Source organism: Actinomadura rudentiformis (genome assembly GCF_008923185.1).
In the GTDB taxonomy this organism is placed as follows: domain Bacteria; phylum Actinomycetota; class Actinomycetes; order Streptosporangiales; family Streptosporangiaceae; genus Spirillospora; species Spirillospora rudentiformis.
Genome location: NZ_WBMT01000016.1, coordinates 94,387 through 117,870, shown reverse-complemented (window position 1 = coordinate 117,870; position 23,484 = coordinate 94,387). Strand labels below are relative to the sequence as shown.

Below are 23,484 nucleotides of genomic sequence, written 5' to 3'. Positions count from 1 at the left end.
TGGCAGAGGAGGCGGCACGGTTGCTCCTGGAAGCCGGCCGGAAGCCGGACGCCGGGCAAGCTGATGTGTCGCACATCTTCGCCAAGCTCGGAGTCTCGTCATGTGTCGGGGTGGTCACCACGTTGGCCGATCTTGAGGGTCGCGTGACGCCGGCTGACGCCCGACCGTGAGTGCAGGAGACGGTGACGACAACAGCACAGTTCCAATGCGAGTGTTGACACACCCCCCGATACAGCGTTGATATGCCTGGGACGACCGTCGCAGGGAGGCTGGCCTGTACCGGCAAGGAGCAGCGAACACGTATTGCCGCTCATGCTGGGCTGGTGCATCGGTAAAGTAACCCGCGATTCACGAGAATCGCGATAATCAGGACAAAGCGTGGCGTATTGGCCGCGTGTCGCTGTTGGGGTGTAGACATGGAGGGTCCTACGGGCCAGCCTCCGGGGGCGGAGCCCTCGACCGTTCCGCTGGTCGGGCGCCAGGATGCTCTCCGCGTTCTCGAAGAGGCCCTCGATTCCACCGCCGCGGGCGCGTTCCGGTTCATCGCCTTGGTAGGCGAGCCGGGCGCCGGCAAGACCCGGCTGCTCGGCGAGATCATCGCTGCCGCCGACGCCCGCAAGCTCACCACGTTGTCCGGCCGCGCGGCGGAGTTCGAGCAGGAGATGCCCTTCGGGGCAATCGTCGACGCCTTGGACGACCTCCTGGAAGAGCACCGGCCCAATCTCACGCCGACGGCACTGCAGTTGCTCGGCACGGTGTTCCCAGCGCTCGAGGAGGGCACCGACGCCCAGGTGCCGCACAAGGGCGCGACGTCCGCCCCGCGGGTCGCGCGGTACCAACTCCACCGAGCGATCCGGCATCTGCTCGAGGAGATCGCGAGCAACTCGGGCCTGGTGCTCCTGCTGGACGACGTCCACTGGTCCGACGAGGCCTCGATCGAACTGCTCGACTATCTCGTCAGGCATCCACCCCGCGCCCGGGTGCTCGTCGCGATGGCGTACCGCCCGGCGCAGGTCTCTCCCCGGCTCGCGGCGCTGGTCGACACAGCAGGTGAACATGGCAGGCGGGTTTCGGTGGATCCGCTCAGCGCCGCCGAGGTGGCGGAGTTCCTCGGCCCGCACCTGTCCCGCTCCCGTTGCCAGGCACTGTATGAAGCCAGCGGCGGAAATCCGTTCTACCTTGAGGCGCTCTCGCGCAGGGATCGGACAGGCAGCCCCGTCGAAGGCGATGAGCCGGGCGAGCTCTGGGGCGCGATCCCGGAGCTGCGCGACCTGATGGAATTGCCGCCTGCCGTCCGTTCGGCGCTGCAGATGGAGCTCGGCGCGCTGCCCGAAGTGGCGCTGAGAGTCGCCCAGGCCGCGGCGCTCGCCGCCGACGAGTTCGAGCCCGCCCTCGCCGCGGCAGGCGCAGAACTGTCCGAATCGGAGGCCCTCGCCGCCATCGACGAGCTGGTGGCCCGCGATCTCGTTCGCCCTGCCGTCACCGGCCGCTTCAGATTCCGCCACCCGCTCGTGCGCCATGTGGCCTACGGCTCGGCCGCAGCCGGCTGGCGCTTGGGGGCCCATTCGCGAATCTCGGCCTATCTCGCCGAACTGGGGGCACCCGCCACGCTCCGCGCCCACCATGTGGAACGGTCGGCCGGCTACGGCGACCGGGCCGCCGTGGCCACCCTGGTCCAGGCCGCCCGGACCGTCGCACCCCAGGCCCCGGCCACCGCGGCACACTGGCTGGAAGCGGCACTGCGGCTGTTGCCGGAGGACCCACCCGCGGACGCCGACAGCGAGGCGCCAGACTCGCGCCTGCGTCTGCTCATGGATCTCGTCCACGTGCAGACCGTGAGCGGCCAGCTGGCCGAGGGGCGCGAGACCGCGAAGGAACTGCTGCGGTTGCTCCCCGAAGACGACCACGCACGGCGTGCCCGGGCGGTCCAGCTGTGCGCCGTCATCGAACGGCAGCTACACCACCATCAGGAAGCTCGTGCCCTTGTCCTCGACGAGTTGCAACGGATGCCCGACCCGCAGGCGTCGTCCGCCGTTCTCCTGCGAGTGCGGCTCGTAGCCGACCGCCTCATGCGCGTCGACATCCGCGGCGCCCAAGCGGTGCTCGACCACATCCCCACGGACGCGCCGAACTGGGAGCCCGGCCTCAAGGAGGCGGTGGCGTCACTGCGGGTCCTGCCGGCGTATGCCAGCCTGCGCACTACGGATGCCATCACGTACGCCGAAGAAGCGGACCGCATTCTGTCGAGCGCGCCGGACGCCAACCTCGCCGAATGCCTGGACACACTCCCCTGGCTCTGCTGGACCGAGGTGATGATGGGGCGGTACAGCGACGCACTCCGCCACCTGGACCGCATCATCGAGATCGCACGTGCCACCGGGCAGGCTTCCTTCATCACGTACATGCTGACGGCGCGAGCCCGGGCCTGCCTCGAGCTCGGCCGTCTCTCCGAGGCCGCTGCGGCGGCCGAGGAGGCCACTGAGACGGCCCGGTTGCTTCGCTCCGGGGAGGCCCTGGTCTTCGGGCTGACTCAGCAGTGCCTGGCCGCCAGCCGAGCCGGCGATCATGATCAGGCGCTCCGGCTCGGCGAGGAGGCGGTCCGGGGTGACATCGGAGCCGGCGAGTGGTGGGGCGCGATGGCACGTTACGCCCACGGTGTCGCGCTGGTCGAGGCCGGCCACCCCAAGGAGGGCGCCGACGCGCTGATGGACGCCTGCGGTGATCCCTTGGCACCCATGCTGGATCCGGCGACGCTCCTCGACTGTGCCGAGTTGATGGCCCGCATCGAGGCGGAGGCCCAGCAACAGGACGAGGCTCACAAGTGGGCGGAGATCGCCGGCGCCCTCGCCCAGGCGGAGCTTCCCGCGTCCTCCGCCATAGCGACGTTGGCCCGCGCGCACGCGACGCGTGCCGAGAACGCGGCCGAAGCCGCCCGCCTGGCGGCCGACGCCGCCGAAACACTCCTCCTGGCGGGACGCAGGATCGATGCCGGCCGGGCCGAAGTGGTCGCGGGCCTCGCGCAGCACGCTGCCGGCGAACGTGATCGGGCTCGCCAGCGGCTGCGCGTGGCCGCAGGGCTCTTTGCCGAGTGCGGCGCCGAGTCGTTGCACGCTCAGACGGTGCGTGAACAGCGCAAACTCGGCGTGCGAGTGACCGCGCGCCCCGGCGGACGTGGTGAAGGCCCGTTCGGACTGTCGCCCCGCGAATACGAGATCGCGATCTTCGTCGCCGAGGGCCACACCAACCAGCAGATCGCCAAGAAGCTGTTCCTCAGTGTCAGGACGGTCGAGACCCATCTGTCCCGCGTCTTCACCAAGCTGGGTGTGACGTCGCGAGTCGGAGTGGCGACCACGCTTAACCGTGCCGCCGAACAACGCCGCTCCTGATGGTGACGGCCCCTCGAGGCCCATGGATCCGAGAGCGGACAATTCGAACCCGAGGGCCGGAATCGCACTCTCACTCCACAGGATGACTCCGGCTCCCACTACGGGGTGACTGAGTACGGGTTTTCCACGATGCCCCACATCGTCCTACAGGTGACATCTTTGGATCCACGGCAAGCAGGAGGACGGAACATGGCACGCCGCATCGCGCGGTTCTCGCTCGAAGGAGTCACAGAGACAGAGGTCTCTGTGCATCCGTTCGTGACCGAGGACGATCTGCGCCTGACTCTGTCGCGTTTCCACCGTGCGGACAGCGACGACGTCGTACTCCTCCTCCACGGCCTCACCTCCTCCAGCGGGCTGTTCATCATGCCCGAGATCCGCAACATGGTGAGCCACCTGCTGGACAACGGCTTCGGTGACGTCTGGGCGCTCGACTTCCGGATGAGCAACCACTTCCCCTACAACATCGGAGGCCGGCGCTACTCCCTCGACGACATCGCGGCCTTCGACTACCCGGCCGCGCTCGCCGAGCTCCGCCGGCATGTCGGCGACAGGCGGATCCACGTGTTCGCGCACTGCCTGGGCGCGCTGTCGTTCAGCATGAGCCTGTTCGGCGGCGTGATCGATGATGACGGGATCGGCAGCGTGGTCCTCAACAGCGTCTCGCTCACGCCGCGGGTGCCCACCTGGTCAAAGATCAAGATGAAGGTGGGACCGGCCTTTGCCGACTACGTCCTCGGCGTGCCCTACATCGACCCGCGGTTCAGCGAGGCTCCCACGCTGAGCGCTCGCTGGCTGTTCGCCCGTGCGATCTCGCTCTTCCATCCCGAGTGCGGCGAGCCCGCCTGCCACATGCAGAGCTTCATGTGGGCGTCGGGCCGGCCCGGATTCTTCATGCACGAGAACCTCGCCGAGGAGACGCACGTCCACGACCGGCTCGCCGACATCAACGGCGCATCGACCGTCCACTACTACCGGCACATCCGCAAGATGGTGGACGCCGGTCAGGCGGTGCGTTACGACCGGCGCGACAAGCGGCTCGACATGCTCCCCACCGACTTCTTCGCCCGGGCGACCGAGATCACCACTCCGATCCTCTTCACCACAGGCGATCAGAACAAGATCTTCACCGACTCCAACATCGTCTGCCACGAGCGGCTGGAGAAGCTCGTGCCCGGCCGGCACGAGCTGGAGATCTTCCCCGGCTACGGCCACATCGATCCGATCCTCGGCAAGAACGCCCACATCGACGTCTACCCCCAGATCGTCGACTTCTTCAAGCGCCACAGCGGCTGAGCGCGGGCCCACCCCAACGATGACGGAGCAGGAGCGAAGCGTGGAGCAGGTCGACACCCTCGTCGTCGGCTCGGGATTCGGCGGATCGGTCGCCGCGTACCGGCTGGCCGAAGCCGGGCACTCGGTCGTGCTGATGGAGCGCGGCCAGCCGTTTCCGCCGGGAAGCTTCCCCCGTTCCCCCGCCGAGATGGGACGGGCGTTCTGGGACCCCGACGCGGGCCTGTTCGGGATGTTCGACGTGTGGAGTTTCAAGGGGTGCGACTCCATCGTGTCCAGCGGGCTTGGAGGCGGATCGCTGATCTATGCGAACGTGATGCTCCGTAAGGACGAACGATGGTTCGTCAACGAGCCGGAGACCCCGGACGGGGAGTGCGAGCCGTGGCCGATCACACGTGACGACCTCGAACCGCACTATGACGCAGTCGAGGAGATGCTGCAAAACTCTCCCTACCCGTTGCATCGTGCTCCCTTTGACAACACTCCCAAGGCCCATGCGATGCACGATGCGGCGGCCGAACTGGGACTGCACTGCACCCTGCCGCCGCTGGCGGTGAGCTTCGCACCCGAACCGGGCGCCGCGCCGGGACTCAGCCTGCCGATCGTGGACGCCGGTTATGGCAACCTCCACGGCCTCGGACAGCGCCGGACCTGCCGACTCTGCGGCGAGTGCGACATCGGCTGCAACGACGGCGCCAAGAACAGCCTCGACCACAACTACCTGTCGGCGGCCGAGCACCACGGTGCTGATCTTCGAACCGCCCACGAGGTGAAGGCGATCCGCCCCCGGGACGGCGGCGGTTACGAGGTCGACTACCTCCACCACGACATCCACGACCGGCTGCGCAAGCGGAGGATCAAGACGATCGGCTGCAATCGGCTCGTCCTCGCCGCCGGCACGTACGGCACGACTCTGCTCCTCCTGAGGTCGAAGAAGAACCTGCCGGGCATCAGCGACGCGCTCGGCACCCGCTTCTGCGGCAACGGCGACCTGCTGACATTCCTCCTCAAGGCGAAGGATCGCAACAGGGTCCGGGAGCTGGACGCCAGCCGGGGACCGGTGATCACCAGCGCGATCCGGCTGCCGGACGAGCGGGACGGCTTCCCGGGGGCCGGGCGCGGTGCCTACATTCAGGACGGTGGCTATCCCGAGTTCGTGAACTGGATGGTCCATTCCTTCGACGGCCCGTTCGAACGCGCGCTCAAGTTCATGATGGGTCGCGTGCTCGAGTGGTTCTCATGGGCCCCGGACACCAACCTGTCCAAGGAACTGTCGGAGCTGTTCGGCGACGGGGCATTGTCGATCAGTTCGTTGCCGCTGCTCGGCATGGGCCGCGACACCGCCGACGGTGTCCTGGAGCTCAAGGACGGCAGACTGAACGCCAGGTGGACCACGGAGACCAGCGAGGTGCACTTCGAGCGGCTGCGCAAGACGATGCAGAGCATCGCCGACGTGCTCGGCGCGGACTATGCCGACAATCCCATGTGGTTCCGCAAGCGGGTCATCACCGCGCACCCGCTCGGTGGCGCACCGATGGGCGCCACTCCAGACCAAGGCGTCTGTGACGCCTTTGGCGAGGTGTTCGGGTTCCCCGGCCTCTATATCGCCGACGGGGCGGCGATGCCAGGACCGGTGGGCCCGAATCCCTCGTTGACCATCGCGGCCATGTCCGACCGCATGAGCACGCGCCTTCTCGAGGAGGCGTCTGCGGAATTGCGGCACACGGACGAGAGGCACGCGGAGAACAGGCATCCCGATACGGGGGCCGAGCCGGTTGCGGGGACCGGCTCGCCAGACGGGGTGGCGAACGACTCGGCGTACGGGTCGGATTCGGGGGAGGTCGCGCGGACACGGGGGTCCGCCGCGACCGAGTCCGACCGTACGTCGTTGTCGTTCACCGAGGAGATGAAGGGGTTCATCACCTTCGGGGCGACCGAGCCGCGGACCGGCGAGCTGGGCGAGGGCCGGGAGCGCATGTCGTTCCGCCTCACCATCACCGCCGACGACGTGGCCCGTTTCCTGGCCGAGCCCGAGCACACCGCCCGGGCCGAAGGATGGATCGACGCCGCTGGCTGCGGGGGCCGGCGTCCTGTCCAGCGGGGCTGGTTCAACCTCTTCGCGTCCGCGGGCGCGGAGGACCGCCGTCTGATGAAGTACCGCCTGTACTTCACCGACGGGCAGGGCCGGCCCCGCACCCTCGCCGGGGAGAAGAACGTGCTGCACGGACCGCCCACGCGGATCTGGCCCGACACCTCCACCCTGTACGTCAGGGTGCTGGAGGGCCACGTCGACGAGGAGGGGGACGCCGACGCCGTGATCGTGGGGGCGGGCGTGCTGCACATCCAGCTCGCCGACTTCGCCCGCCAGCTCACCACGTTCCGGACCTCGGGCCCCGGCGGCCCGGGTTCGCTGATCAGGTTCGGCCGGTTCTTCGCCGGCGAGCTCTGGGAGGTCTACGGCCCCGACCTCACCTGACGGGGCCCCACGAACGTGCAGGACAAGGGAACTGCGGGGTGCCCTTGTCCTGCACCCTTTTTTGGAGACCTGCTTTCGGAGATCTGATGCCGTACGAAATCGAAGCCACCGCCACCACGGCCGTGACGCCGGAGGAGATCTTCAAGCACCTGGTCGTGCCCGAGGCCTGGGGCGGGTGGGGGCACTTCCCGACCCGAGCCAGGCAGGAACGCGAGGGTGACGAGACGCCGTACGGGGTCGATGACCCTCATCCGCTGGCAGGCCACGTTCGACCGGTTGATCCCGGGCACGGGCCCGCTGGTGCGCGTCGGCCTCTGGCTCATGCTGGTCGCGTTCACCCGGTGGCTGACCGGGCACGCCGGACGGTGCGATACCGCGTGCCCGGCGCACCGGCTGGTCAGTCCGGCGGCGTGAGCCGCGACCGGTAGACGGCGCGGGCGGCGTCGAGCAGCTCGACATGGTCGGCCAGCTGTGCCTTGGTGTCCAGGCGGCCGTACGAGCGGATCCTCTCTTCGAGGGCGTCCAGGTAGTCCAGGCACCAGCGGACGTCGCGCTCATGGGCGACATGGGCGCCGCCGACGTCGAGGTAGACCGGGCTGGTGTGCGCGTACGAGCCGGAGTGGTGGTACGAACGCGGGTTGCGGGGGCCGGTGACGACCGCGACGACGTACGTGGGCACGTCCACGACGAGCTCGGCCGTGAGCTCGGGCGGCGGCCCCTCGGCCAGGACGCCCTCGGCTGTGCGCAGCTGGATGCCGGTGACCTCCGGGCCGATCGTCCGCACGGTGATCGTGACGCGCGTGCCCAGTTCGAGGTCGAGGGTGTCCCCCGGCCCGTGCCCGGCCACGTCGAACTCCACGAAGGGGCCGGTGGTGGCGAACGTGCGGCCGCGCCGGACGGCCTCCGCGAACGACTCGGCGGTCAGGGGCCCGTCGACGCGGGCGTAGACACGTTCCCAGCCGGGCGGGCTCGACTGGTTGCCGCGGCGGTTGAACGAGAACATCGCGTCGGTGCCCGCCGTGACGGCGAGGGTGTTGCCGGCGCCGATCAGATGCCGGTAGACGACCGCGGTCCCCTGGATCGAGGAGTGGTTGAGCACGTCGACGCTGTCGATGAGGCCGAGCGCGGCGTCGGCGACGGCCTCGCGGGCCGAGCAGTTGCGCCCGGCGGTCAGGGCGGCCGGCGGCGGGTCGTCATCCCTGATCGGGACGTGGAACGGATGGCTGTAGCCCATGATGGCGCCGCGTCCCCGGAGCTCCTGGCAGGCGACGCTGTTGGGCGGCCAGTCGACGGTGCCGAGGAAGCCGGTGTGGTAGCGCTCGGGCGGTACCGGAACACCGAAGGCGTAGAGGTGCCCGAGCAGGTCGTTCCGGTATTCGACGCCCATCCTGGCCACATGGGTGGCGTCCGACCACGGCAGGTCGCGGCCCGCCCAGTGTTCCAGCGCCTCGCGGTCGTAGACGCGCTCGGAGGCGACGTTGCCCGCGACGAGGTTGAGGACGTGCAGGTCCTCGCCGTGCTGGAGGGCGGCGGCCTGGGCGGGGGTGCCGACCGTGTCACCTGTCCAGTTCATGTGAACGTGCAGGTCGCCGCCGTACCACCCGCGCGAGGCGGCGTTGTAGAGCCGGCGCGGGGTGAGCTCGACAAGGGTCTCCCCAGCGGCGGCATCCGGCGTGACGGCCCGTTCCACGGTCTCGTACTCCATGCCGCGTGTGACGCGCACGGTCAGCGGCTCGGCCGGGACGTCCACGGTCAGGTCGTCGCCGTGGAAGTAGGGCATGCGGTCGGCGTCCCGGTTGGGCTCGGCGCCTTCCGGATACCAGCCCTGGCCGTTCTCCCCGACGACCGTCCAGCGGCACGGGAACCCCGCGCGAAGCCGGAGCCTGGCCGGGGTGGCGGAACGGCTGAGCGCGTCGAGCACCACGGCCGCGCCGTCGACGGAGACCGCGCTGCCGCTGGTCACCGGGACCACCCGCGCGCCGCCGGGTTCGATCTCGTACGAGTGGTCATCCACGCGCACGGTCACCGCCTCCGCCCGCGAGGAGTCGATGAGCAGGTGCGTGCGGACCGGGCCGCCGTCCAGCACCGCCTGCGCGCGGGCGTCCAGGCGTGTGCCCTCGGGAGTGACGCGCAGAGCCGCCAGGTTGTCGAGCACCTGGCCGCCGAGGATGTCGCGGATGATCCGCTGGACGTCCAGGTCGGCGATGCGGGCGTAGAGTTCCTCCTCGGTCGCGCCGGGGTGGAGCTCGGAGACACGCTGTATGCAGGTCAGCCAGAACAGGCTCTCGTCCAGCATGAACGCGTCCACGTCGATCTGCCTGACGTAGGCGATGGGGTCCTCGCCCCAGGTCGGCCCGTGTCGGGCGAGCAGTTCCCGGTAGTCCTCCAGCGCCCGCTTAACCTCGGGCGGCAGCGTCGGGTCATCGCACATGCCGTGTCTCCCGTTCGTCGAGAACGCGGTCAGCGTGACACGGAACGGCCCGGAGGGGAACGCACCGGCGACCGGCGGGAGTCGCTCTGTGATACCCGGTGGAGGGATCCTTCTTCCGCGTCTAAGATCCGGCGCCGCCTGCTCTGCGCCGTCCGTGGACTCTGTGCCGTCCGCGGAGTCACCGGGCCCATGGGGTCCGCGACCAGGGCTTGAAGACCGACAGGAACGCCATGGTCACGTACATCGTCAGCGACACGATCGGCGGGTAGAGCATGTCCGGGCCGGTGTCGTCGAGCGGCGTGGCGATGGCGGCCTCGGCCGCCTCGTGCAGCCCCGGCCGGAGCGCGAAGATCGTGAGAGTGAGCGCGGTCAGCGTCAGCACGACCTTGACGAGCACCCAGTAATACCGGGTGAGGCCCCAATGCGTGCCCAGCGCCAGGACGACGCCCGTCACGAGCGTCAGCAGCCCCGCCGGGATCAGCAGCAGGTCGCCGAACAACCGCATGGAGATGTAGGCGGCACGGAGCGTCTGAGGGTCATCGGTGGCCAGCCCGGTGATCGTCAGCGCGAGCAGCCCGATGTCCAGCCCCAGCCAGGTGATCGAAACGATCAGATGCAGAAGCAGGTTCGCCTTCCGGACACGAGGCGACATACGCCACCGCCCGGCGTTCTTGCCGCGGGCCGGGGACTTGGCAGAGGTCTGTGTGCGCGTCGTGGTCGTCATACCGACGAAGGTGCCGGTAGGGCATCGTGCACGGCATCGCCCGGCCGGAGGCATCGCCGCTGCTTCAGGCGAAGTAGCGGCAGGTCACTCCCCTACTCTCCCCGGCGTACCCCCGGCACGTCGGAGAGCACGCGCGTCAGGAGGCGGGGGCGTGGCCGTAGAGGCGCTCGACGTGCAACCGGGCGACGACGCGCTGGTCGGCGACCATCGCGCGGCGGTAGTCGTCCCAGTCGGGGTGCTCCTCGCCCCGGACGTCGCGGTAGACCTCGATGAGCTCCTCGACGGCGGCGTCCTGCGGGTCCCGTGCGACCTCGGACAACTCGGCGGTGCCCTCGGCGACGGCGTACGCCCAGCCGTCCGGGGTGGTGACGTGCAGGCTGGCGCGCGGGTCGCGGCGCAGGTTGCGCGTCTTGGCCCGGCCGGCGGTGATCGAGATCCGGATCAGGTCCTTCGCCTCGTCGTAGTGATAGTTGACGTTGGACAGCTGGGGCCGCCCGTCCTTCTTGAGCGTGACCAGCACGCCCAGGTTCCGATCGTTCAACAGCTTCCTGAGTGCCGCGTCGTCCGCCATCCGAACCGCCTCACGTTGGCCGTCTCTGTCTGGAGTCCTCTGTCTGGAGTCAACCTACGGGGACCCCTCCTGCTTCCCTGATCAGGCGTGCTGCTGGTGTGGAACGAGGGCGGGGAAGTCGTAGACGCGCGCGCCGGGCCCTCCTTCGCCCGCGACCTGCCCAGTGAACATGTGGCCGCGGAACGCGGCGCCCTTGGCCTTGACCTTGATCGCCTGGAATCCCGCGGGCGGCAGGGCGCAGAACCCGGTCTGCACGACGTCCTCGTAGAGCGAGTCGGAGACGACGTAGGCCAGGTCGCGGCCGGGCTCGTCCACCAGGAGCTTGCGCAGCGGCCCGGCGTCCAGGAGCCGCTGCACGACGATCGGCGCGTCGCCCGCCGGGCCGAAGGGCCCCGAGGTCAGCGTGCCGTGGTGCAGCGAGAGCCGGACGCGCAGCGGCGCCCCCGTCTCCCCGTCGTGGTTGATCTCGTGCAGCGCGGCGGCCAGCCGGATCACGAAGTCACCGGCCACCGGGGCGGGATCGACGCCCTCGGGGAGCGTGGCCAGCTCGCCGTCCCCGCCGACCTGTTTGTCCCACCGGGTGCGGTCGAGGCCCACCCCCGCGGCGGCGCTGTCGAGCGCGTCGGACAGGTGCTGCTGCGCGAGCAGCTGCTCGCGGGTGTCCCGCTTGCTGTACGCCTGGATGTCCACCGCCAGCAGCAGCCGGTAGACCAGGTGCCCGTTGCTGTTCACTCCATCGCCTTCCGGTCCTCCGAGCAAATCGGGCCTGCTGCCCTCATTCGCTCCACTGGGGAGTGAGTGTTGCCGTTGGCGGAGAACCACTGCCGGCGAGTGGACGCTCCCTCCTCCGTGTCCTGTGATGCCGCCGAGACGCGTCTTGGACGGTTCGCACACGTTCTATGGACCCATAAGTAAGGGACATATGACAAACCAGTTAGGGCGGCGATGGCGAAGTAGGGGCGTATGGGCGGTTTGTTGCCCCTGTTTCAACAACCTCGCCGAACGTTGAACCCCACTGCGGCACGCCTTCGTACTGCTTCCCGACGAGACACCTGGTTCACACGAAGGAGCACCATGGAGGTGCGGCGACGGGTCGCCCTGGCGGGCGGCGCGACGGCGGCGAGTCTGACCCTCGCCGGATGCGGCGGGACCTTTGGCTTCGGCGCTTCTACCTCGGATGGCATCTCTTCCCGGCGCGTGCCGACGAACAACGCGCCGATCGGTGCGGTGCCCCAGGCGGCGACGACAGAGCGCAGCCTGCGCGCGATGACCCATCTTCAGCTGGGACGCATCATCATGAACGGCGGCGGCCGCACGCTCTACCGGTACGACCAGGACAGCGCCAACCCGCCGCGCTCGAACTGCATCGGCGCGTGCGCGCAGACCTGGCCGCCGGCGCGCTTCGTCCCCGGCATGAAGATCACAGGCGTGAACCCGGCCATTGTCGGTCAGATCCGCCGCCCGGACGGGAGCCTGCAGCTCACCGTCGGCGGCTGGCCGATGTACCTGTACGCCATGGACACCGCGCCGGGTGAGGCCCGTGGCCAGGGGCAGGGCGGCGTCTGGTGGGTGAGCAAGCCCAACGGGACCAAGACCCAGGCGTCCGCCGGCGGACCGGCGGAGCCTGGTGCCGGAAACGCGAACGGCGGCACGTACGGAGGCGGCGCCGGAGCCGGCAACGGCACTGGAACAGGGACCGGCAACGGCACTGGCAACGGAACCGGCAACGGAGCCGGGACCGGAACCGGCAACGGAGCCGGTAATGGCACCGGGACCGGCGCTGGGACCGGCAACGGAACCGGGACCGGCAACGGAACCGGGACCGGGACCGGCACTGGGAACGGGACCGGCACTGGGAACGGGACCGGCACTGGGAACGGGACCGGCAACGGCACCGTAGACGGAAACGGAACCGGCAACGGGGTGGGGAACGGAGGCGGAAGCGTGGCCGGAGGCGGAACTGGAGGCGGATCACCGCCGGGCAGCTGAGCCCGGCGTCCCATCGCCCCACTGAGCATCCCCCGTAACCCCCCACCAGCCGGAGACCCCGATGGCCCACCGATCCCCCACCGCCGCACCGGCAGCGAACGTCGCCACCGGTCCGTGGAGCTGGTTCCGCGGCTCGCGTCCGCCGGACACCGTGGACGACCAGGTGATCGTGACCGAGCTCTACCGCGTGTACGGCCGCCCGCTCCTCTCGTTCGTGCTCCGGCTCACCGGCGGCGACCGCCACTGGGCCGAGGACGTCGTCCAGGAAACGATGATCCGCGCCTGGCGCAGCGCCGGCCAGCTCGACTCCGGCGCCGCCTCGCTGCTGCCGTGGCTGGCGACGGTGGCCCGGCGCATCGTCATCGATGATCAGCGTCGCAAGAACGCCCGGCCCCAGGAGGCCGGGGAAGGCCCGCTGGAGAACCTGCGGGCCCCTGACGGGATGGAGGATCTCCTGCGCTCAGTGGTCGTCTCCGAGGCCCTGCTGTCCCTGTCGCCCGCCCACCGCGAGATCCTGAACGAGACCTTCTTCCGGGATCGCACGGTGAACGAGGCCGCCCGGCATCTGGGCATCCCCGTGGGCACGGTCAAGTCACGGGTCTACTACGCGCTCCGGGCACTGCGGGTCGCTTTGGAGGAAAGGGGCGTCACGCCATGACCGCCGACACTCAGCACATCGACGTCGGCGCGTACGCCCTCGGTCTCCTGGAGGAGCCCGACCGGCGCGCGTTCGAGGCCCATCTGTCCGTCTGCATGTCGTGCCACGAGGAACTGGGCGTGCTGCGCAGCGTGGCCGCCACTCTCGACGGCATCGCGCCGATCGAGGACCCTGTCCGCTCCTACCCTGCGGAGCCCGATCCCTCAGTGGTGTCGGATCTGCTGCAGCGACGTGCGCGCAGGGACAGAAGCCGCCGGTTCTCCCGGACGATGCTCAGCGCGGCGGCCGGTGTCGTGCTCCTGGCGGGCGCGTTCGGCACGGGCGTCACGATCTCTCGTTCCGAGGAGGCACCTCCGGCTCAGGCCGGTGGCGGCGTCCAGGCTCTGCTTCAGAACGGGCATCGTGTCTCCGCGAACGACCCGGGCACGGGTGTCTCGGGCACGGTGGCCATGCAGCCCAAGATGTGGGGCAGCGAGGTCGGCCTGGAGCTCAGCAAGGTGCGCGGTCCCCTGGAATGCGAGCTGGTGGCGATCGACCGGAAGGGCCAGGCTCACACGGTGATGGGCTGGTCGGTCCCGGCCAAGGGCTACGGTCTGCCGAAGTCCCCGGCCCCGCTGACCGCGCAGGGAGGCACGGCGCTCAAGCCGAACGAGATCGCCCGCTTCGAGGTCCGGACCATCGGCAGCCAGCGCACGCTGCTGACGATCCCGACGTAAGACGATCCCGGCGTAAGGCGTCGGGGTTCAGCCGCCGGGGAGCGCGGCGGCGCGATGGCGGGCGATCGCCAGCGCGGGATAGCAGTCCCGCGGGAGCCCGCCGGGGGTGTCGAGGGCGGCGCGCAGCCGCCCTCCGACCGCCTTGGGGTCGTACGGCTGGACGACGCAGAGCTCGGCCTGCATCGCCTGCCGCGCGGCCGCCATCAGCGCGGGGACCTCCCCGACGACGACGATCTCACTCGGTACGTCCCCGTGCGCCAGGCGGACGGCCAGGGCATGGAGATCGCCTCCGCCCTCGTACCGGAACTCGCAGATCAGGCGGTCGCCGTCGAGCGGCCCCTCCTGGATCAGCCACACCTGGCTCGGCGTCACCTTGCCCAGGGCGCTCAGCCAGGCCGGCTCGGCGAGGTTGCGCACCCCGTCGGCGGCCTTGCCCGCGGCGCGGCGGCCCTCGACCGGGCCGATCGCCTCCAGCACCCGCAGGAAGGCGTAGGCCCCGGGGGTGCCGGCGGCCCGCAGGCTCATCATCAGGTCCGCCAGGGCGGCCCGCCGCCCCCGCAGGTCGGGGGCGGCGGCCTCCAGGGCCCCGAGCTGGGCGGACGTCCATACCTCGGCCTGGAGGGCGCCCGGCAGCGCGGGCAGCTCGTCCGCCGCCCGGACGTACGCCTCGTACACCTCACGCAGTCCGGGCAACATCAGCCGGGGGCTCTTGGCAGTCACGCGCCCCAGGATACTGGCCGGTAAGCCGCCTCAGCGGGACAGGAGGCGGTAGCGGCGCACCGACAGCGGCAGGAACACCGCGATGATCACCAGCGGCCAGAGCACCGCCAGCAGGAGGCTGTGCTCGCCGGCCCAGGAGCCGGTGCTCGTCAGGCCCGGATTGCCGAACAGGTCCCGCGTCGCGGTGGCCGTGGCCGACATCGGGTTCCACTCGGCGATCACGCCGAGCCACCCCGGCATCGTGCTGGGTGCGATCAGCGCGCTCGACAGGAAGCTGATCGGCCAGACCAGGATCTGCACCGCCATGATCGATTCCGGCCCCTTGGCGACCAGCCCCAGGAAGGCGCCCATCCAGAGCAGGGAGAAGCGCAGGAGGAGCAGCAGCCCGAACGCCGCTGCCGCGTTGCCGACGCCCTCGTGCCACTGCCAGCCGATGAGGAGCCCGCAGGCCACCATCACCACCAGCGAGACCATCGAGTTGATCATGTCGGCCACGCAGCGGCCGACGACCACCGCCGACGACGCCATCGGCATGGAACGGAACCGGTCCGTGACGCCCTTGGCCGCGTCGTTCGCGATCGCGGCGAACGTCGCCTCCACGCCGAAGACCATCGTCATGGCGAACATGCCGGGCATGATGAACTCCCGGTAGTCGCCGCCGCCCGGCACCTTCATCTGGCCGCCGAACAGGTAGCCCATGATCAGGACCATCATCACCGGGAACAGCAGCCCGATGAGCAGTTCGTCCAGCCGCCGGGCCCAGTGCGCGAACGCCCGCAGGGTGATCGTCCACGCGTCGGTGAGCGCCCACCGGAGCCGCCCGGCGATGCCGCTCGGGGGTTCGGGAATGGCGAGTGTCATGCCGATACCTCCTTGGTGAGATGCAGGAAGACCTCGTCGAGCGTGGGCCGCCGGAGTCCGATGTCCTCGACGGCGATCCCCGCGTCGGCCAGCCCCTGGACGGCCTTCGTCAGCGCGGAGACCCGATCGGTGACGGGCGCGTCGATGCGCCGTGTGTCGGCGTGCACGTCCGCGCCCCGTCCGCCGACCCGGCCGATGATCTCTGCGGCGGCGGGCAGATCGGCGGGGTCGCGGACGACGACGTCGAGGCGGTCGCCGCCGAGCCGGGACTTCAGCTCGCCCGGAGTGCCGGACGCGATGATCCGCCCGTGGTCGACGACCGAGATGTCACCGGCCAGCTGATCGGCCTCCTCCAGGTACTGGGTGGTGAGCAGCACGGTGGTGCCGCCTCCGACCAGTGCCCGCACGGCGTCCCAGACCTCGATCCGGCTGCGCGGGTCGAGGCCCGTGGTGGGCTCGTCCAGAAAGAGCACCGGCGGCGCGAGGATCATGCTCGCCGCCAGGTCGAGCCGGCGCCGCATGCCGCCGGAGTACTTGCCGACGGGCTTGGCCGCGGCGTCGGTCAGCCTGAACCGTTCGAGCAGCTCGTCGGCCCGCCGCCGCGCCGTGCGGGTGTCGAGGTGGTAGAGCCGCCCGAACATCACCAGGTTCTGCCGCCCGCCGAGCACCTCGTCCACCGCGGCGTGCTGGCCGACCAGCCCGATCCGCGACCGCACGTGCGCCGGGCTCCGGACGACGTCGTGCCCCGCGACCTGCGCCCGGCCGGCGTCCGGCCGGGTCAACGTCGTCAGGATGCGGACGAGCGTGGTCTTGCCCGCGCCGTTCGGGCCGAGCACACCGTGCACGGTCCCGGCCGGCACGGTGATGTCGACCCCGTCGAGAGCCTGGGTGTCGCCGTATCTCTTCCGCAGCCCCTCGGCCGCGACCGCGAACTCTGCAGAGCCCATCTCTCCTCCAACTTTGTACGTCGTACAAAGTAATATAGCGTACGCCGTACAAAGTTTCATCTGCGAGAGGATGTGGCCATGGAGTACAGCGGCACCGGCGATCCGAAGCGCAGCCTGGAGTTGCTCTGGGGCGTGCAGGAGCGTCCCCGGCGCGGCCCGAAACCCAAGCTGACCGTCGACCGGATCATCACCACGGCCATCGAGCTGGCCGACGCCGCTGATCTGGAGGCCCTCTCGATGCGGCGCATCGCCGAGGAACTGGGGGTCGCCACCATGTCGATCTACACCTACGTGCCGTCCAAGGCCGAGCTGATCGACGTGATGATGGACCGCGCCCTCGGCGAGCTCGCCCCGCCCGACGACGTGCCCGGCGGCTGGCGGCCCAAGCTGGCGCACATCGCCCGCCAGAACTGGGACCTTTACCACCGCCACCCGTGGCTTTTGCAGATCTCCACCAGCCGCCCGCCGATGGGCCCCAACCTGATCGGCAAGTACGAGTACGAGCTCCGCGCCGTGGACGGCCTGGGCCTGACCGACGTGGAGATGGACTCGGTGATCTCGCTGGTCACCGGCCACGCCCAGAGCTCAGCGCGGGTCTCGGTGAACGCCGCCCAGGCCGAACGGCGCACCGGCATGACCGACGAGGAGTGGTGGGAGGCGACCGGCCCGGTGCTCGGAGAGGTCCTCGAACCCGACGCCTATCCGCTGGGCTCCCGCGTCGGCACCGCCGCCTCCCAGGCCTACGGCGGCGCCATAGGCCCCGAGCACGCCTTCGAGTTCGGCCTGGAGCGGATCCTCGACGGCATAGCGGCGCTGATAACCGCCCGCACGGCGACCCAGGCCCCGTCCAATTAGGGTCGGCGGCGAGGGTTGGGACGGCGGGTGGGTGAGGCTCGGGTCGGGTCCTCGGGCCATGGGTGGCGGGGGTAGCGGCCGCGGAGCTCGGCGCGGACGGCCTTGTAGCCCTCCTTCCAGAACGAGCCCAGGTCGGCGGTGACCGCGGCGGGCCGGCCGGCCGGCGACAGCAGGTGCACGACCAGGGGCACCCGGCCGCCCGCCAGCGCCGGGGCGGCGGCCCAGCCGAAGAGCTCCTGGAGTTTGACGGCCAGGACGGGGCGTTCGCCCGAGTAGTCGACGCGGATCCGGGAGCCGGATGGCACTTCGATGCGTTCGGGCGCCATCTCGTCCAGCCGCGCGGCGCACTCCCAGGGCAGCAGGCCGCGCAGCGCGGCCGTGACGTCGATCTTGGCCAGGTCGGCGCGGCGGCGGGCGCCGGCGGGCAGCCAGTCCAGGGCGTGGTCGAGCAGCGCCGCGTCGTCCACCGCGGGCCAGGGGTCACCGAGGGCGTTGTGGCAGAACGCGAGGCGTTCGCGCAGGGCTGTCGCGGCGGGCGTCCAGGTCAGGAGAGAGAGCCCGCCGTCGCGCAGGCCCTGAGTGAGGGCCTTGCGCACGAGCTCGGGATCGGGGGCGGTCAGGGGACGGGCGCTCAGCTCGATCGCGCCGAGCCGTTCGACCCGGCGGGCGATCACGTCGCCGTCCCGCCATTCGATCTCCTCCGCCACCTGGAGCAGCGGGGCGGCGGCGAGCCGTGCAACGTCCTCATCGATCACGACCGCCTGGCGGACGCGGGCGGACGGCGCCCCGGCCGGACGGTCGGCGACGGCGATCGCGAGCCACCCGGCGCGGGCCGAGGCGAGCGCCGAGCCGCCGGCGAGCAGGGCCGCGCCGGTGCCCGACGCCATGAGATAGTCCCCGCCCGGGCGCGCCCGTGCCACCCGTTCGGGGAACGCCAGAGCGACGACCGTCCCGGCGGCCACGTCGTCGGCCGGGCGGGAAACGGGGGCTGAGTCGGCCGGGAGGGCCTGTTCCAGGCGGCGGACCTCGTCTCGCCAGCGGGCGGCGTGCGCGTCTGCCGGCGGACCGTCGCGGCGGAGCGAGCGCCACGTCGCGGTGAGGTCGTCGCCCGCGCCGCGCGGTGGTGGTTCGGAGAGCAGCGCCACGATCTGTGCGGCGGTCCGGCGGCCGACCTGCTGCGCGCCGTCCAGCAGGGCACGGGCGAGCCGGGGATGGACTCCGGCGCGCGCCAGCCGCCGCCCGCGTTCGGTGGCCCGGCCGTCCTCGACCGCGCCGATCGCGGTCAGGGTCGAGCGCGCGGCCCGCAGCGCCGCCTCAGGCGGCGGATCGAGCAGGGCCAGGTCGCGGGCTCCGGGGTCGCCCCAGCAGGCGATCTGGAGGGCGAACGAGGCGAGGTCGGCCAGCTCGATCTCGGGTCGGGGCCGTCCCGGAAGCCGCTCATGCTCGGCCTCGCTCCAGCACCGGTAGACCGCTCCGGGGGCTTCGCGGCCCGCCCGGCCGGCGCGCTGCTCGGCCGCGGCACGCGACGCACGGACCGTGGTCAGCGCCCCCAGGCCGCGGGCGTGGTCGGTGCGCGGTTCGCGTGCCAGCCCGGAGTCGACGACGACCCGCACGCCCGGCACGGTGAGGCTCGACTCGGCGACCGAGGTCGCCAGCACGACCCGTCGCCGTTCTCCCGGCGCGAGCACCGCGTCCTGCACCGCGGGCGGCGCCTGGCCGTGGACCTGGAGCACGTCGGCCGAGGTGAGATCCGACAACGTCCCGGCGACCCTGGCGATCTCGCCCACTCCGGGAAGGAAGCAGAGCACATCGCCGTCGCGTTCGGCCAGCGCACGGCGCACCAGGCCCGCGACGTGCGCGAGCAGCGCGGGATCGACCCGCATCCCGTGCGGCGGCGGCAACGGCCGTTCCGGCGGCGCCCACACGACCTCGACCGGGTGGAGCGCCGCCTGGGTCTCGACGACGGGCGCGGAGCCGTCGTCTCCGCCGAGGAGACGTGACCACGGTGCGGTGTCGGCGGTCGCCGAGGCGGCCACGAGGCACAGGTCCGGACGGAGGGCGGCGCGGACGTCGAGCAGGAACGCGAGCGTGGTGTCGGCGTCGAGGTGCCGTTCGTGGCACTCGTCCAGCATGACCGCGGACACGTCCGCGAGCTCCGGGTCGTGCTGGAGCCGCTGGAGCAGCACCCCGGTCGTCACCACCTGCACCCGCGAGCCGCGCCGGTGCTCGCCGCGGACCGTGAAGCCGACACGATCCCCGACCCGCTCCCCCAGGAGCCAGGCCATCCGGCGGGCGGCCGCGCGCGCCGCCAGCCGCCGCGGCTCCACGACGATCACTTGGCCGCGCTCATGCGGCGGCTCCCCGTCGAGCAGCCCGGCCAGGGCAAGGGGGACGAGTGTCGTCTTGCCCGTCCCCGGTGGCGCCGCCAGCACGGCCACGCCCCGGTCCGACAGCGCCGAGCGAAGGGCGGGGACGGCATGGCGGACGGGCAGCGCGGAAAGGGCCTCCCGGCGGACGGTGTGCATCCGCCCAGTCTCCCGCATCGGACAAATGCCGTGGGACGAAAGTGTTCGCGGACCTTGCGGTGATACTTGCACCGCGCATTTCCATAATGGCCTGAACTGCAATAACGCTCCCACTTTCCATTCCCTTTGCGCTCGACTTTCCTAACCCGGGTGGCCCTTCCCGCCAATCAGCGGGTATGCCTCATAATCAGGGACGTAGCCGCAGGTGCATGGAGGTTCGGGATGATCGGCAGCTCTATCTATCTCAGAGGCAGGACGGCGTTCACCGGCGGATCGCCGCAGGCCGTCTACGAAGACCTCTGGCAGCGTGGCCGCAAGGGAAGATTGCGGACTCGCGCAATTCTGGCCGGCGCCACGCTGGTACTCTGCGGGCTGCTGGTCAACGCCATTTTGGGCCTTGCGATGGCACTGCTGGTGGCGGCCGCCGACACCTTCTTCCATTGGCGCGGCTACAACGCCTCCCGTGTCTGGCGCCTGGGCCTGCGCGGCGACGAACGGATGAACCGGCTGCTCCGCTTCACGCTCGAACGCCGCGGCCACCGGGTGCTGTACGCCCGCACCGTGCCCGGCTACGGCACCATCGACCAGTTGCTCGTGGGGCCCGGCGGGGTGTGGCTGATCCACAACGAGGCCTGGCACCCCGAGGCCGAGATCACCCAGCACGGCGGCAAGGTCTTCATCGACGGCCGTACGCAGTCGGCGCTGGTCAAGCGGCTCAACGGCGCCGCGGCGAGCGCCTCCCGGACGCTGTCGGACCGCACCGGCCTGCGCGTGTCGGTGACGCCGCTGCTCGCGGTGCACGGCGGGCGGCTGACCCGGCCCCCGTTCACAGCGGACGGCATCGTCTTCGCCCCGCCGCTGAAACTGCTGCGCTGGGCCAGGCGGCACCCGGACGCCGACTTCTCGGCCTCTGAGGTGGAGCTCATCGCCCAGGCCGCGGTCCACACACTGCCCATCGGCGGCCGGACCATGTCGCCCGCGGCCTGATCCGGGGAACGGGCCGGCGCGGGCCGTTCCCCGGTCAGCTCGTTCCGGCGGGCGCGGAGCCGGCGCCCGCCGGACGGGTCCGGCGCAGCCAGTAGAGGCCGATGACCGGCAGGACCAGCGGGATGAAGGCATAGCCGCGGCCGAAGCCGGACCAGACCGTGGCGTCGGGAAAGGCGTCGGCGTCGGCCAGGCTCAACGTGCCGACGATCAGCACGCCGGCCAGCTCGACCGACAGCGCGGCGAACGCCACGCGCCGGGACGTACGGCCGCCGAGGGCGAGCGCGACGGTCGCCAGGATGTAGATGAGCGCGGCAACGGCCGACAGCGTGTAGGCCAGCGGCGCCTCGGAGAACCTGGTCGCGATCTGCACCCCCGCCCGCGCCCCCGCCGCCAGCGCGAAGATCGCGTAGACGGCGACCAGCAGCCGCCCGGGCCCGCTCCGCGTGGCGGCCCCGTCCACGGCTGGGTTCTGCTCAGACGCTGGGTTCTGCTCAGACATTGCCGGTCCAGATCTGGTCCATGCGGGCGATCATCGCGGCCACCGACAGGCAGGCGACGACGATGACGGCGGGACCCCAGCGGGAGCGCTCCAGCACCCCCCACCCCGCGCCCGCGGCCGGGATCAGCAGGATGCCCAGCATGTAGCCGATGAACGTGGCCGAGTCGCGCGGCCCCTCGTCATCGGCGAGCTTCAGGAAGCCCAGCACGACCTGGAGGATGAGCAGTACCTCGACGACGCCGAGCGCGATGAGGTGGCCCCAGTCCATCGCCCGGTCGCGCAGGGTCGCCACCAGGCCGTAGGCGGCCCCGAGCAACGAGACCACGATGATCGTGGTGGCCAGCCAGTTCGTCACGGGGAGAGAGTACTACGCCCTGTAGAGCTCAGAGCCCGGTAGTTCCGGCGCCGACTGGGCACGACGTGGGACCATGAAGCCCGTGGACACGCTCGAGTGGCTCAACTTGACCAGGCATGGAGAGAGCACCGGCAACCTCGCCTACCGCGCCGTGCAGGGCACCGACGCGGAAGAGCTGGGGCTTCGCGAACGCGACGCCGACATCCCCCTGACGGACGCCGGGAGAGAGCAGGCGGCCCTCCTGGGCCGCTGGCTGGCCGGCCTCCCCGAGGACGAACGGCCCACGGTGGCCGTCGTCTCCCCCTACCTCCGCACGCTCGACACGGCCCGCATCGCGCTCGCGCAGGCCCCGTACGAGATTCCCTGCGAAGTCGACGAGCGCCTCCGCGACCGGGAGCAGGGCGTCCTGGAAGGGCTGACCCCGCGTGGCATCGGCCTGCGATTCCCCGAGGAGGTCCTGCGGATGCGGCGCCTCGGCAAGTTCTACTACCGGGCGCCGGGCGGCGAGTCATGGGCCGACCTGGCGCTGCGGCTCCGCGGCTTCTACCGCGATCTCGGCCAGGACCACCCCGGCGGGCGCCCCCTGGTGGTGACGCACGACGCCATCGTCGTCATGACCCGCTACCTGGTGGAACGGCTGTCCGAGCAGGAGATCCTGGAGATCGAGAAGGAACCGGTCGCCAACTGCTCGATCACCCGCTGGCGGGACGAGGGCGGCCGGCTCCGCCGCCACATGTACAACGCCTGTGACCATCTCGTCACGATCGACGCACGCAACTCCTAGAACCCACAGCGACGCAGTTCACCCGATGAACACGTGAATGATCTGCACTGTTTTCGCCTAGTTCGCCTACAGTTTAGGAGGCGTACCCCCGCGTCAAGATCCCCCCACAGCAGAGGAGCATCATGACCGTGTTCTCGGGTCTCGTCCGCCGCGTCGCCGCCGAGGCGGAGCGCCAGCTGCGCGAGGGCGCGAGCCTCATCGCGAGGATCAGCCAGGACACCCGGGAACGCGCGGCTGAGCTGGGGCGGCTCCAAGCCTACAGTGAACGCATCCGGCTCCTTGAGGAGACCGTCAAGGGGCAGGACGCCGAGCTCCGCGGCCTGCGCAATGAGCTCGACTCCCTCGTGGTCCAGCTGAACGACCGACTGCTGCCGCGCCTCGACGAGCGGATGGACGACACCGAGCGCGATCTCACGGTGGTCGCCACCACGCTCGTGCGCACCGGCAAGGACACCGCCGGCAACAGCGCCCGCCTGGAGCACGTCGAGCGGCGCGTCGCCGACCTGCGCGGCCAGCTGGCGCGGATGGAGCAGCGCTCCGGCCTGTGGCGCGAGCTCCAGGGCAACATGGCCAGGCTGGGCGACGACGTGGACGCCATCCGCACGCGGATCGGCGGCCGTGTGAGCGAGCCCATGACCGCCGCCGGTCACGAGCCGGTCGCCGACTCCATGGGCGAGCGCATCCTCTGACCGCGCCCGGTGGAAGAT

General features: G+C 70.8%; 21 protein-coding genes. 11 read left to right on the top strand and 10 right to left on the bottom strand.

Annotation, left to right across the window (positions count from 1 at the left end; genetic code table 11):
* Positions 1-416: 416 nt before the first annotated feature.
* From F8566_RS30965 to F8566_RS30950, 4 genes are all read left to right on the top strand, one after another.
* The gene (locus tag F8566_RS30965) at positions 417-3,386 is read left to right on the top strand and encodes a helix-turn-helix transcriptional regulator (protein WP_151565392.1); all 2,970 of its coding nucleotides are present in this window, start codon (positions 417-419) and stop codon (positions 3,384-3,386) included.
* A 189-nt stretch (positions 3,387-3,575) separates the two neighbouring features.
* On the top strand, positions 3,576-4,682 hold the full coding sequence (locus F8566_RS30960; RefSeq protein WP_151565391.1) for an alpha/beta fold hydrolase: 1,107 nt from the start codon (positions 3,576-3,578) through the stop codon (positions 4,680-4,682).
* A gap of 40 nt (positions 4,683-4,722) precedes the next feature.
* On the top strand, positions 4,723-7,155 hold the full coding sequence (locus F8566_RS30955) for a GMC oxidoreductase (protein WP_225993670.1): 2,433 nt from the start codon (positions 4,723-4,725) through the stop codon (positions 7,153-7,155).
* Positions 7,156-7,371: 216 nt separating this feature from the next.
* Positions 7,372-7,569, top strand: coding sequence for a hypothetical protein (locus F8566_RS30950; RefSeq protein WP_151565389.1), 198 nt, complete (start codon positions 7,372-7,374; stop codon positions 7,567-7,569).
* Here F8566_RS30950 and F8566_RS30945 read toward each other — a convergent pair.
* The 4 genes from F8566_RS30945 to F8566_RS30930 form a co-directional block, all read right to left on the bottom strand.
* Positions 7,553-9,586, bottom strand: a complete 2,034-nt coding sequence (locus tag F8566_RS30945; RefSeq protein ID WP_151565388.1) for a CehA/McbA family metallohydrolase — start codon at positions 9,584-9,586, stop codon at positions 7,553-7,555. The two genes, F8566_RS30950 and F8566_RS30945, sit on opposite strands and share 17 nt — an antisense overlap.
* Before the next feature lie 178 nt (positions 9,587-9,764).
* Positions 9,765-10,310 carry a DUF2269 family protein gene (locus F8566_RS30940; protein ID WP_151565387.1) on the bottom strand — a complete coding sequence of 182 codons (546 nt, stop codon included), beginning with the start codon at positions 10,308-10,310 and terminating at the stop codon, positions 9,765-9,767.
* Positions 10,311-10,446: 136 nt separating this feature from the next.
* Positions 10,447-10,881, bottom strand: coding sequence for a PPOX class F420-dependent oxidoreductase (locus F8566_RS30935; RefSeq protein WP_151565386.1), 435 nt, complete (start codon positions 10,879-10,881; stop codon positions 10,447-10,449).
* Between the two features lie 81 nt (positions 10,882-10,962).
* Positions 10,963-11,613, bottom strand: a complete 651-nt coding sequence (locus F8566_RS30930; RefSeq protein WP_151565385.1) for a nucleotidyl cyclase domain-containing protein — start codon at positions 11,611-11,613, stop codon at positions 10,963-10,965.
* Positions 11,614-11,955: 342 nt separating this feature from the next.
* Here F8566_RS30930 and F8566_RS30925 point away from each other — a divergent pair, with 342 nt between their 5' ends.
* The 3 genes from F8566_RS30925 to F8566_RS30915 all read left to right on the top strand — a co-directional run bounded on the left by F8566_RS30925 (position 11,956) and on the right by F8566_RS30915 (position 14,244).
* Complete coding sequence (locus F8566_RS30925; protein WP_192809945.1) at positions 11,956-12,870, top strand: COG4315 family predicted lipoprotein; 915 nt, start codon at positions 11,956-11,958, stop codon at positions 12,868-12,870.
* 61 nt (positions 12,871-12,931) lie between these two features.
* The gene (locus F8566_RS30920) at positions 12,932-13,528 is read left to right on the top strand and encodes a sigma-70 family RNA polymerase sigma factor (protein WP_151565383.1); all 597 of its coding nucleotides are present in this window, start codon (positions 12,932-12,934) and stop codon (positions 13,526-13,528) included.
* A complete protein-coding gene (locus F8566_RS30915) occupies positions 13,525-14,244 on the top strand; it encodes a zf-HC2 domain-containing protein (protein WP_151565382.1) in 720 nt (239 codons plus the stop codon). Before F8566_RS30920 ends, F8566_RS30915 begins: the two co-directional genes overlap by 4 nt.
* Before the next feature lie 27 nt (positions 14,245-14,271).
* On the opposite strand, the gene F8566_RS30910 is transcribed toward F8566_RS30915, so the two are convergent.
* From F8566_RS30910 to F8566_RS30900, 3 genes are read right to left on the bottom strand one after another with little or no spacing between them, the layout of a single operon-like run.
* Complete coding sequence (locus tag F8566_RS30910) at positions 14,272-14,964, bottom strand: hypothetical protein (protein ID WP_225993669.1); 693 nt, start codon at positions 14,962-14,964, stop codon at positions 14,272-14,274.
* A gap of 30 nt (positions 14,965-14,994) precedes the next feature.
* On the bottom strand, positions 14,995-15,825 hold the full coding sequence (locus F8566_RS30905) for an ABC transporter permease (protein ID WP_151565381.1): 831 nt from the start codon (positions 15,823-15,825) through the stop codon (positions 14,995-14,997).
* On the bottom strand, positions 15,822-16,772 hold the full coding sequence (locus F8566_RS30900) for an ATP-binding cassette domain-containing protein (protein ID WP_151565380.1): 951 nt from the start codon (positions 16,770-16,772) through the stop codon (positions 15,822-15,824). Before F8566_RS30900 ends, F8566_RS30905 begins: the two co-directional genes overlap by 4 nt.
* Before the next feature lie 78 nt (positions 16,773-16,850).
* On the opposite strand from F8566_RS30900, the gene F8566_RS30895 reads away from it, so the two are divergent.
* Positions 16,851-17,627, top strand: coding sequence for a TetR/AcrR family transcriptional regulator (locus F8566_RS30895; RefSeq protein WP_151565379.1), 777 nt, complete (start codon positions 16,851-16,853; stop codon positions 17,625-17,627).
* On the opposite strand, the gene hrpB is transcribed toward F8566_RS30895, so the two are convergent.
* Positions 17,624-20,170, bottom strand: a complete 2,547-nt coding sequence (gene hrpB, locus F8566_RS30890; RefSeq protein WP_225993667.1) for an ATP-dependent helicase HrpB — start codon at positions 20,168-20,170, stop codon at positions 17,624-17,626. The genes F8566_RS30895 and hrpB overlap by 4 nt on opposite strands.
* 204 nt (positions 20,171-20,374) lie before the next feature.
* On the opposite strand from hrpB, the gene F8566_RS30885 reads away from it, so the two are divergent.
* Positions 20,375-21,139: an NERD domain-containing protein gene (locus F8566_RS30885; protein ID WP_192809944.1), complete on the top strand. Its 765-nt coding sequence runs from the start codon at positions 20,375-20,377 to the stop codon at positions 21,137-21,139.
* Positions 21,140-21,173: 34 nt separating this feature from the next.
* On the opposite strand, the gene F8566_RS30880 is transcribed toward F8566_RS30885, so the two are convergent.
* Together F8566_RS30880 and F8566_RS30875 are read right to left on the bottom strand one after the other, a co-directional pair.
* On the bottom strand, positions 21,174-21,638 hold the full coding sequence (locus F8566_RS30880; RefSeq protein WP_151565378.1) for a hypothetical protein: 465 nt from the start codon (positions 21,636-21,638) through the stop codon (positions 21,174-21,176).
* Positions 21,631-21,993, bottom strand: a complete 363-nt coding sequence (locus tag F8566_RS30875; RefSeq protein WP_151565377.1) for a hypothetical protein — start codon at positions 21,991-21,993, stop codon at positions 21,631-21,633. The genes F8566_RS30880 and F8566_RS30875 overlap by 8 nt, the downstream gene beginning before the upstream one ends.
* A gap of 73 nt (positions 21,994-22,066) precedes the next feature.
* On the opposite strand from F8566_RS30875, the gene F8566_RS30870 reads away from it, so the two are divergent.
* Together F8566_RS30870 and F8566_RS30865 are read left to right on the top strand one after the other, a co-directional pair.
* Positions 22,067-22,777: a histidine phosphatase family protein gene (locus F8566_RS30870; RefSeq protein ID WP_151565376.1), complete on the top strand. Its 711-nt coding sequence runs from the start codon at positions 22,067-22,069 to the stop codon at positions 22,775-22,777.
* Between the two features lie 122 nt (positions 22,778-22,899).
* Positions 22,900-23,466, top strand: a complete 567-nt coding sequence (locus tag F8566_RS30865; protein WP_151565375.1) for a hypothetical protein — start codon at positions 22,900-22,902, stop codon at positions 23,464-23,466.
* Positions 23,467-23,484: the final 18 nt, after the last annotated feature.

Bases quoted from the DNA above. Each gene is read 5' to 3' on its own strand.
- F8566_RS30965 (WP_151565392.1), top strand. From the start codon at position 417: ATGGAGGGTCCTACGGGCCAGCCTCCGGGGGCGGAGCCCTCGACCGTT.
- F8566_RS30960 (WP_151565391.1), top strand. From the start codon at position 3,576: ATGGCACGCCGCATCGCGCGGTTCTCGCTCGAAGGAGTCACAGAGACA.
- F8566_RS30945 (WP_151565388.1), bottom strand. From the start codon at position 9,586: ATGTGCGATGACCCGACGCTGCCGCCCGAGGTTAAGCGGGCGCTGGAG.
- F8566_RS30940 (WP_151565387.1), bottom strand. From the start codon at position 10,310: ATGACGACCACGACGCGCACACAGACCTCTGCCAAGTCCCCGGCCCGC.
- F8566_RS30935 (WP_151565386.1), bottom strand. From the start codon at position 10,881: ATGGCGGACGACGCGGCACTCAGGAAGCTGTTGAACGATCGGAACCTG.
- F8566_RS30925 (WP_192809945.1), top strand. From the start codon at position 11,956: ATGGAGGTGCGGCGACGGGTCGCCCTGGCGGGCGGCGCGACGGCGGCG.
- F8566_RS30920 (WP_151565383.1), top strand. From the start codon at position 12,932: ATGGCCCACCGATCCCCCACCGCCGCACCGGCAGCGAACGTCGCCACC.
- F8566_RS30915 (WP_151565382.1), top strand. From the start codon at position 13,525: ATGACCGCCGACACTCAGCACATCGACGTCGGCGCGTACGCCCTCGGT.
- F8566_RS30905 (WP_151565381.1), bottom strand. From the start codon at position 15,825: ATGACACTCGCCATTCCCGAACCCCCGAGCGGCATCGCCGGGCGGCTC.
- F8566_RS30900 (WP_151565380.1), bottom strand. From the start codon at position 16,772: ATGGGCTCTGCAGAGTTCGCGGTCGCGGCCGAGGGGCTGCGGAAGAGA.
- F8566_RS30895 (WP_151565379.1), top strand. From the start codon at position 16,851: ATGGAGTACAGCGGCACCGGCGATCCGAAGCGCAGCCTGGAGTTGCTC.
- hrpB (WP_225993667.1), bottom strand. From the start codon at position 20,170: ATGCGGGAGACTGGGCGGATGCACACCGTCCGCCGGGAGGCCCTTTCC.
- F8566_RS30885 (WP_192809944.1), top strand. From the start codon at position 20,375: ATGATCGGCAGCTCTATCTATCTCAGAGGCAGGACGGCGTTCACCGGC.
- F8566_RS30880 (WP_151565378.1), bottom strand. From the start codon at position 21,638: ATGTCTGAGCAGAACCCAGCGTCTGAGCAGAACCCAGCCGTGGACGGG.
- F8566_RS30870 (WP_151565376.1), top strand. From the start codon at position 22,067: ATGAAGCCCGTGGACACGCTCGAGTGGCTCAACTTGACCAGGCATGGA.
- F8566_RS30865 (WP_151565375.1), top strand. From the start codon at position 22,900: ATGACCGTGTTCTCGGGTCTCGTCCGCCGCGTCGCCGCCGAGGCGGAG.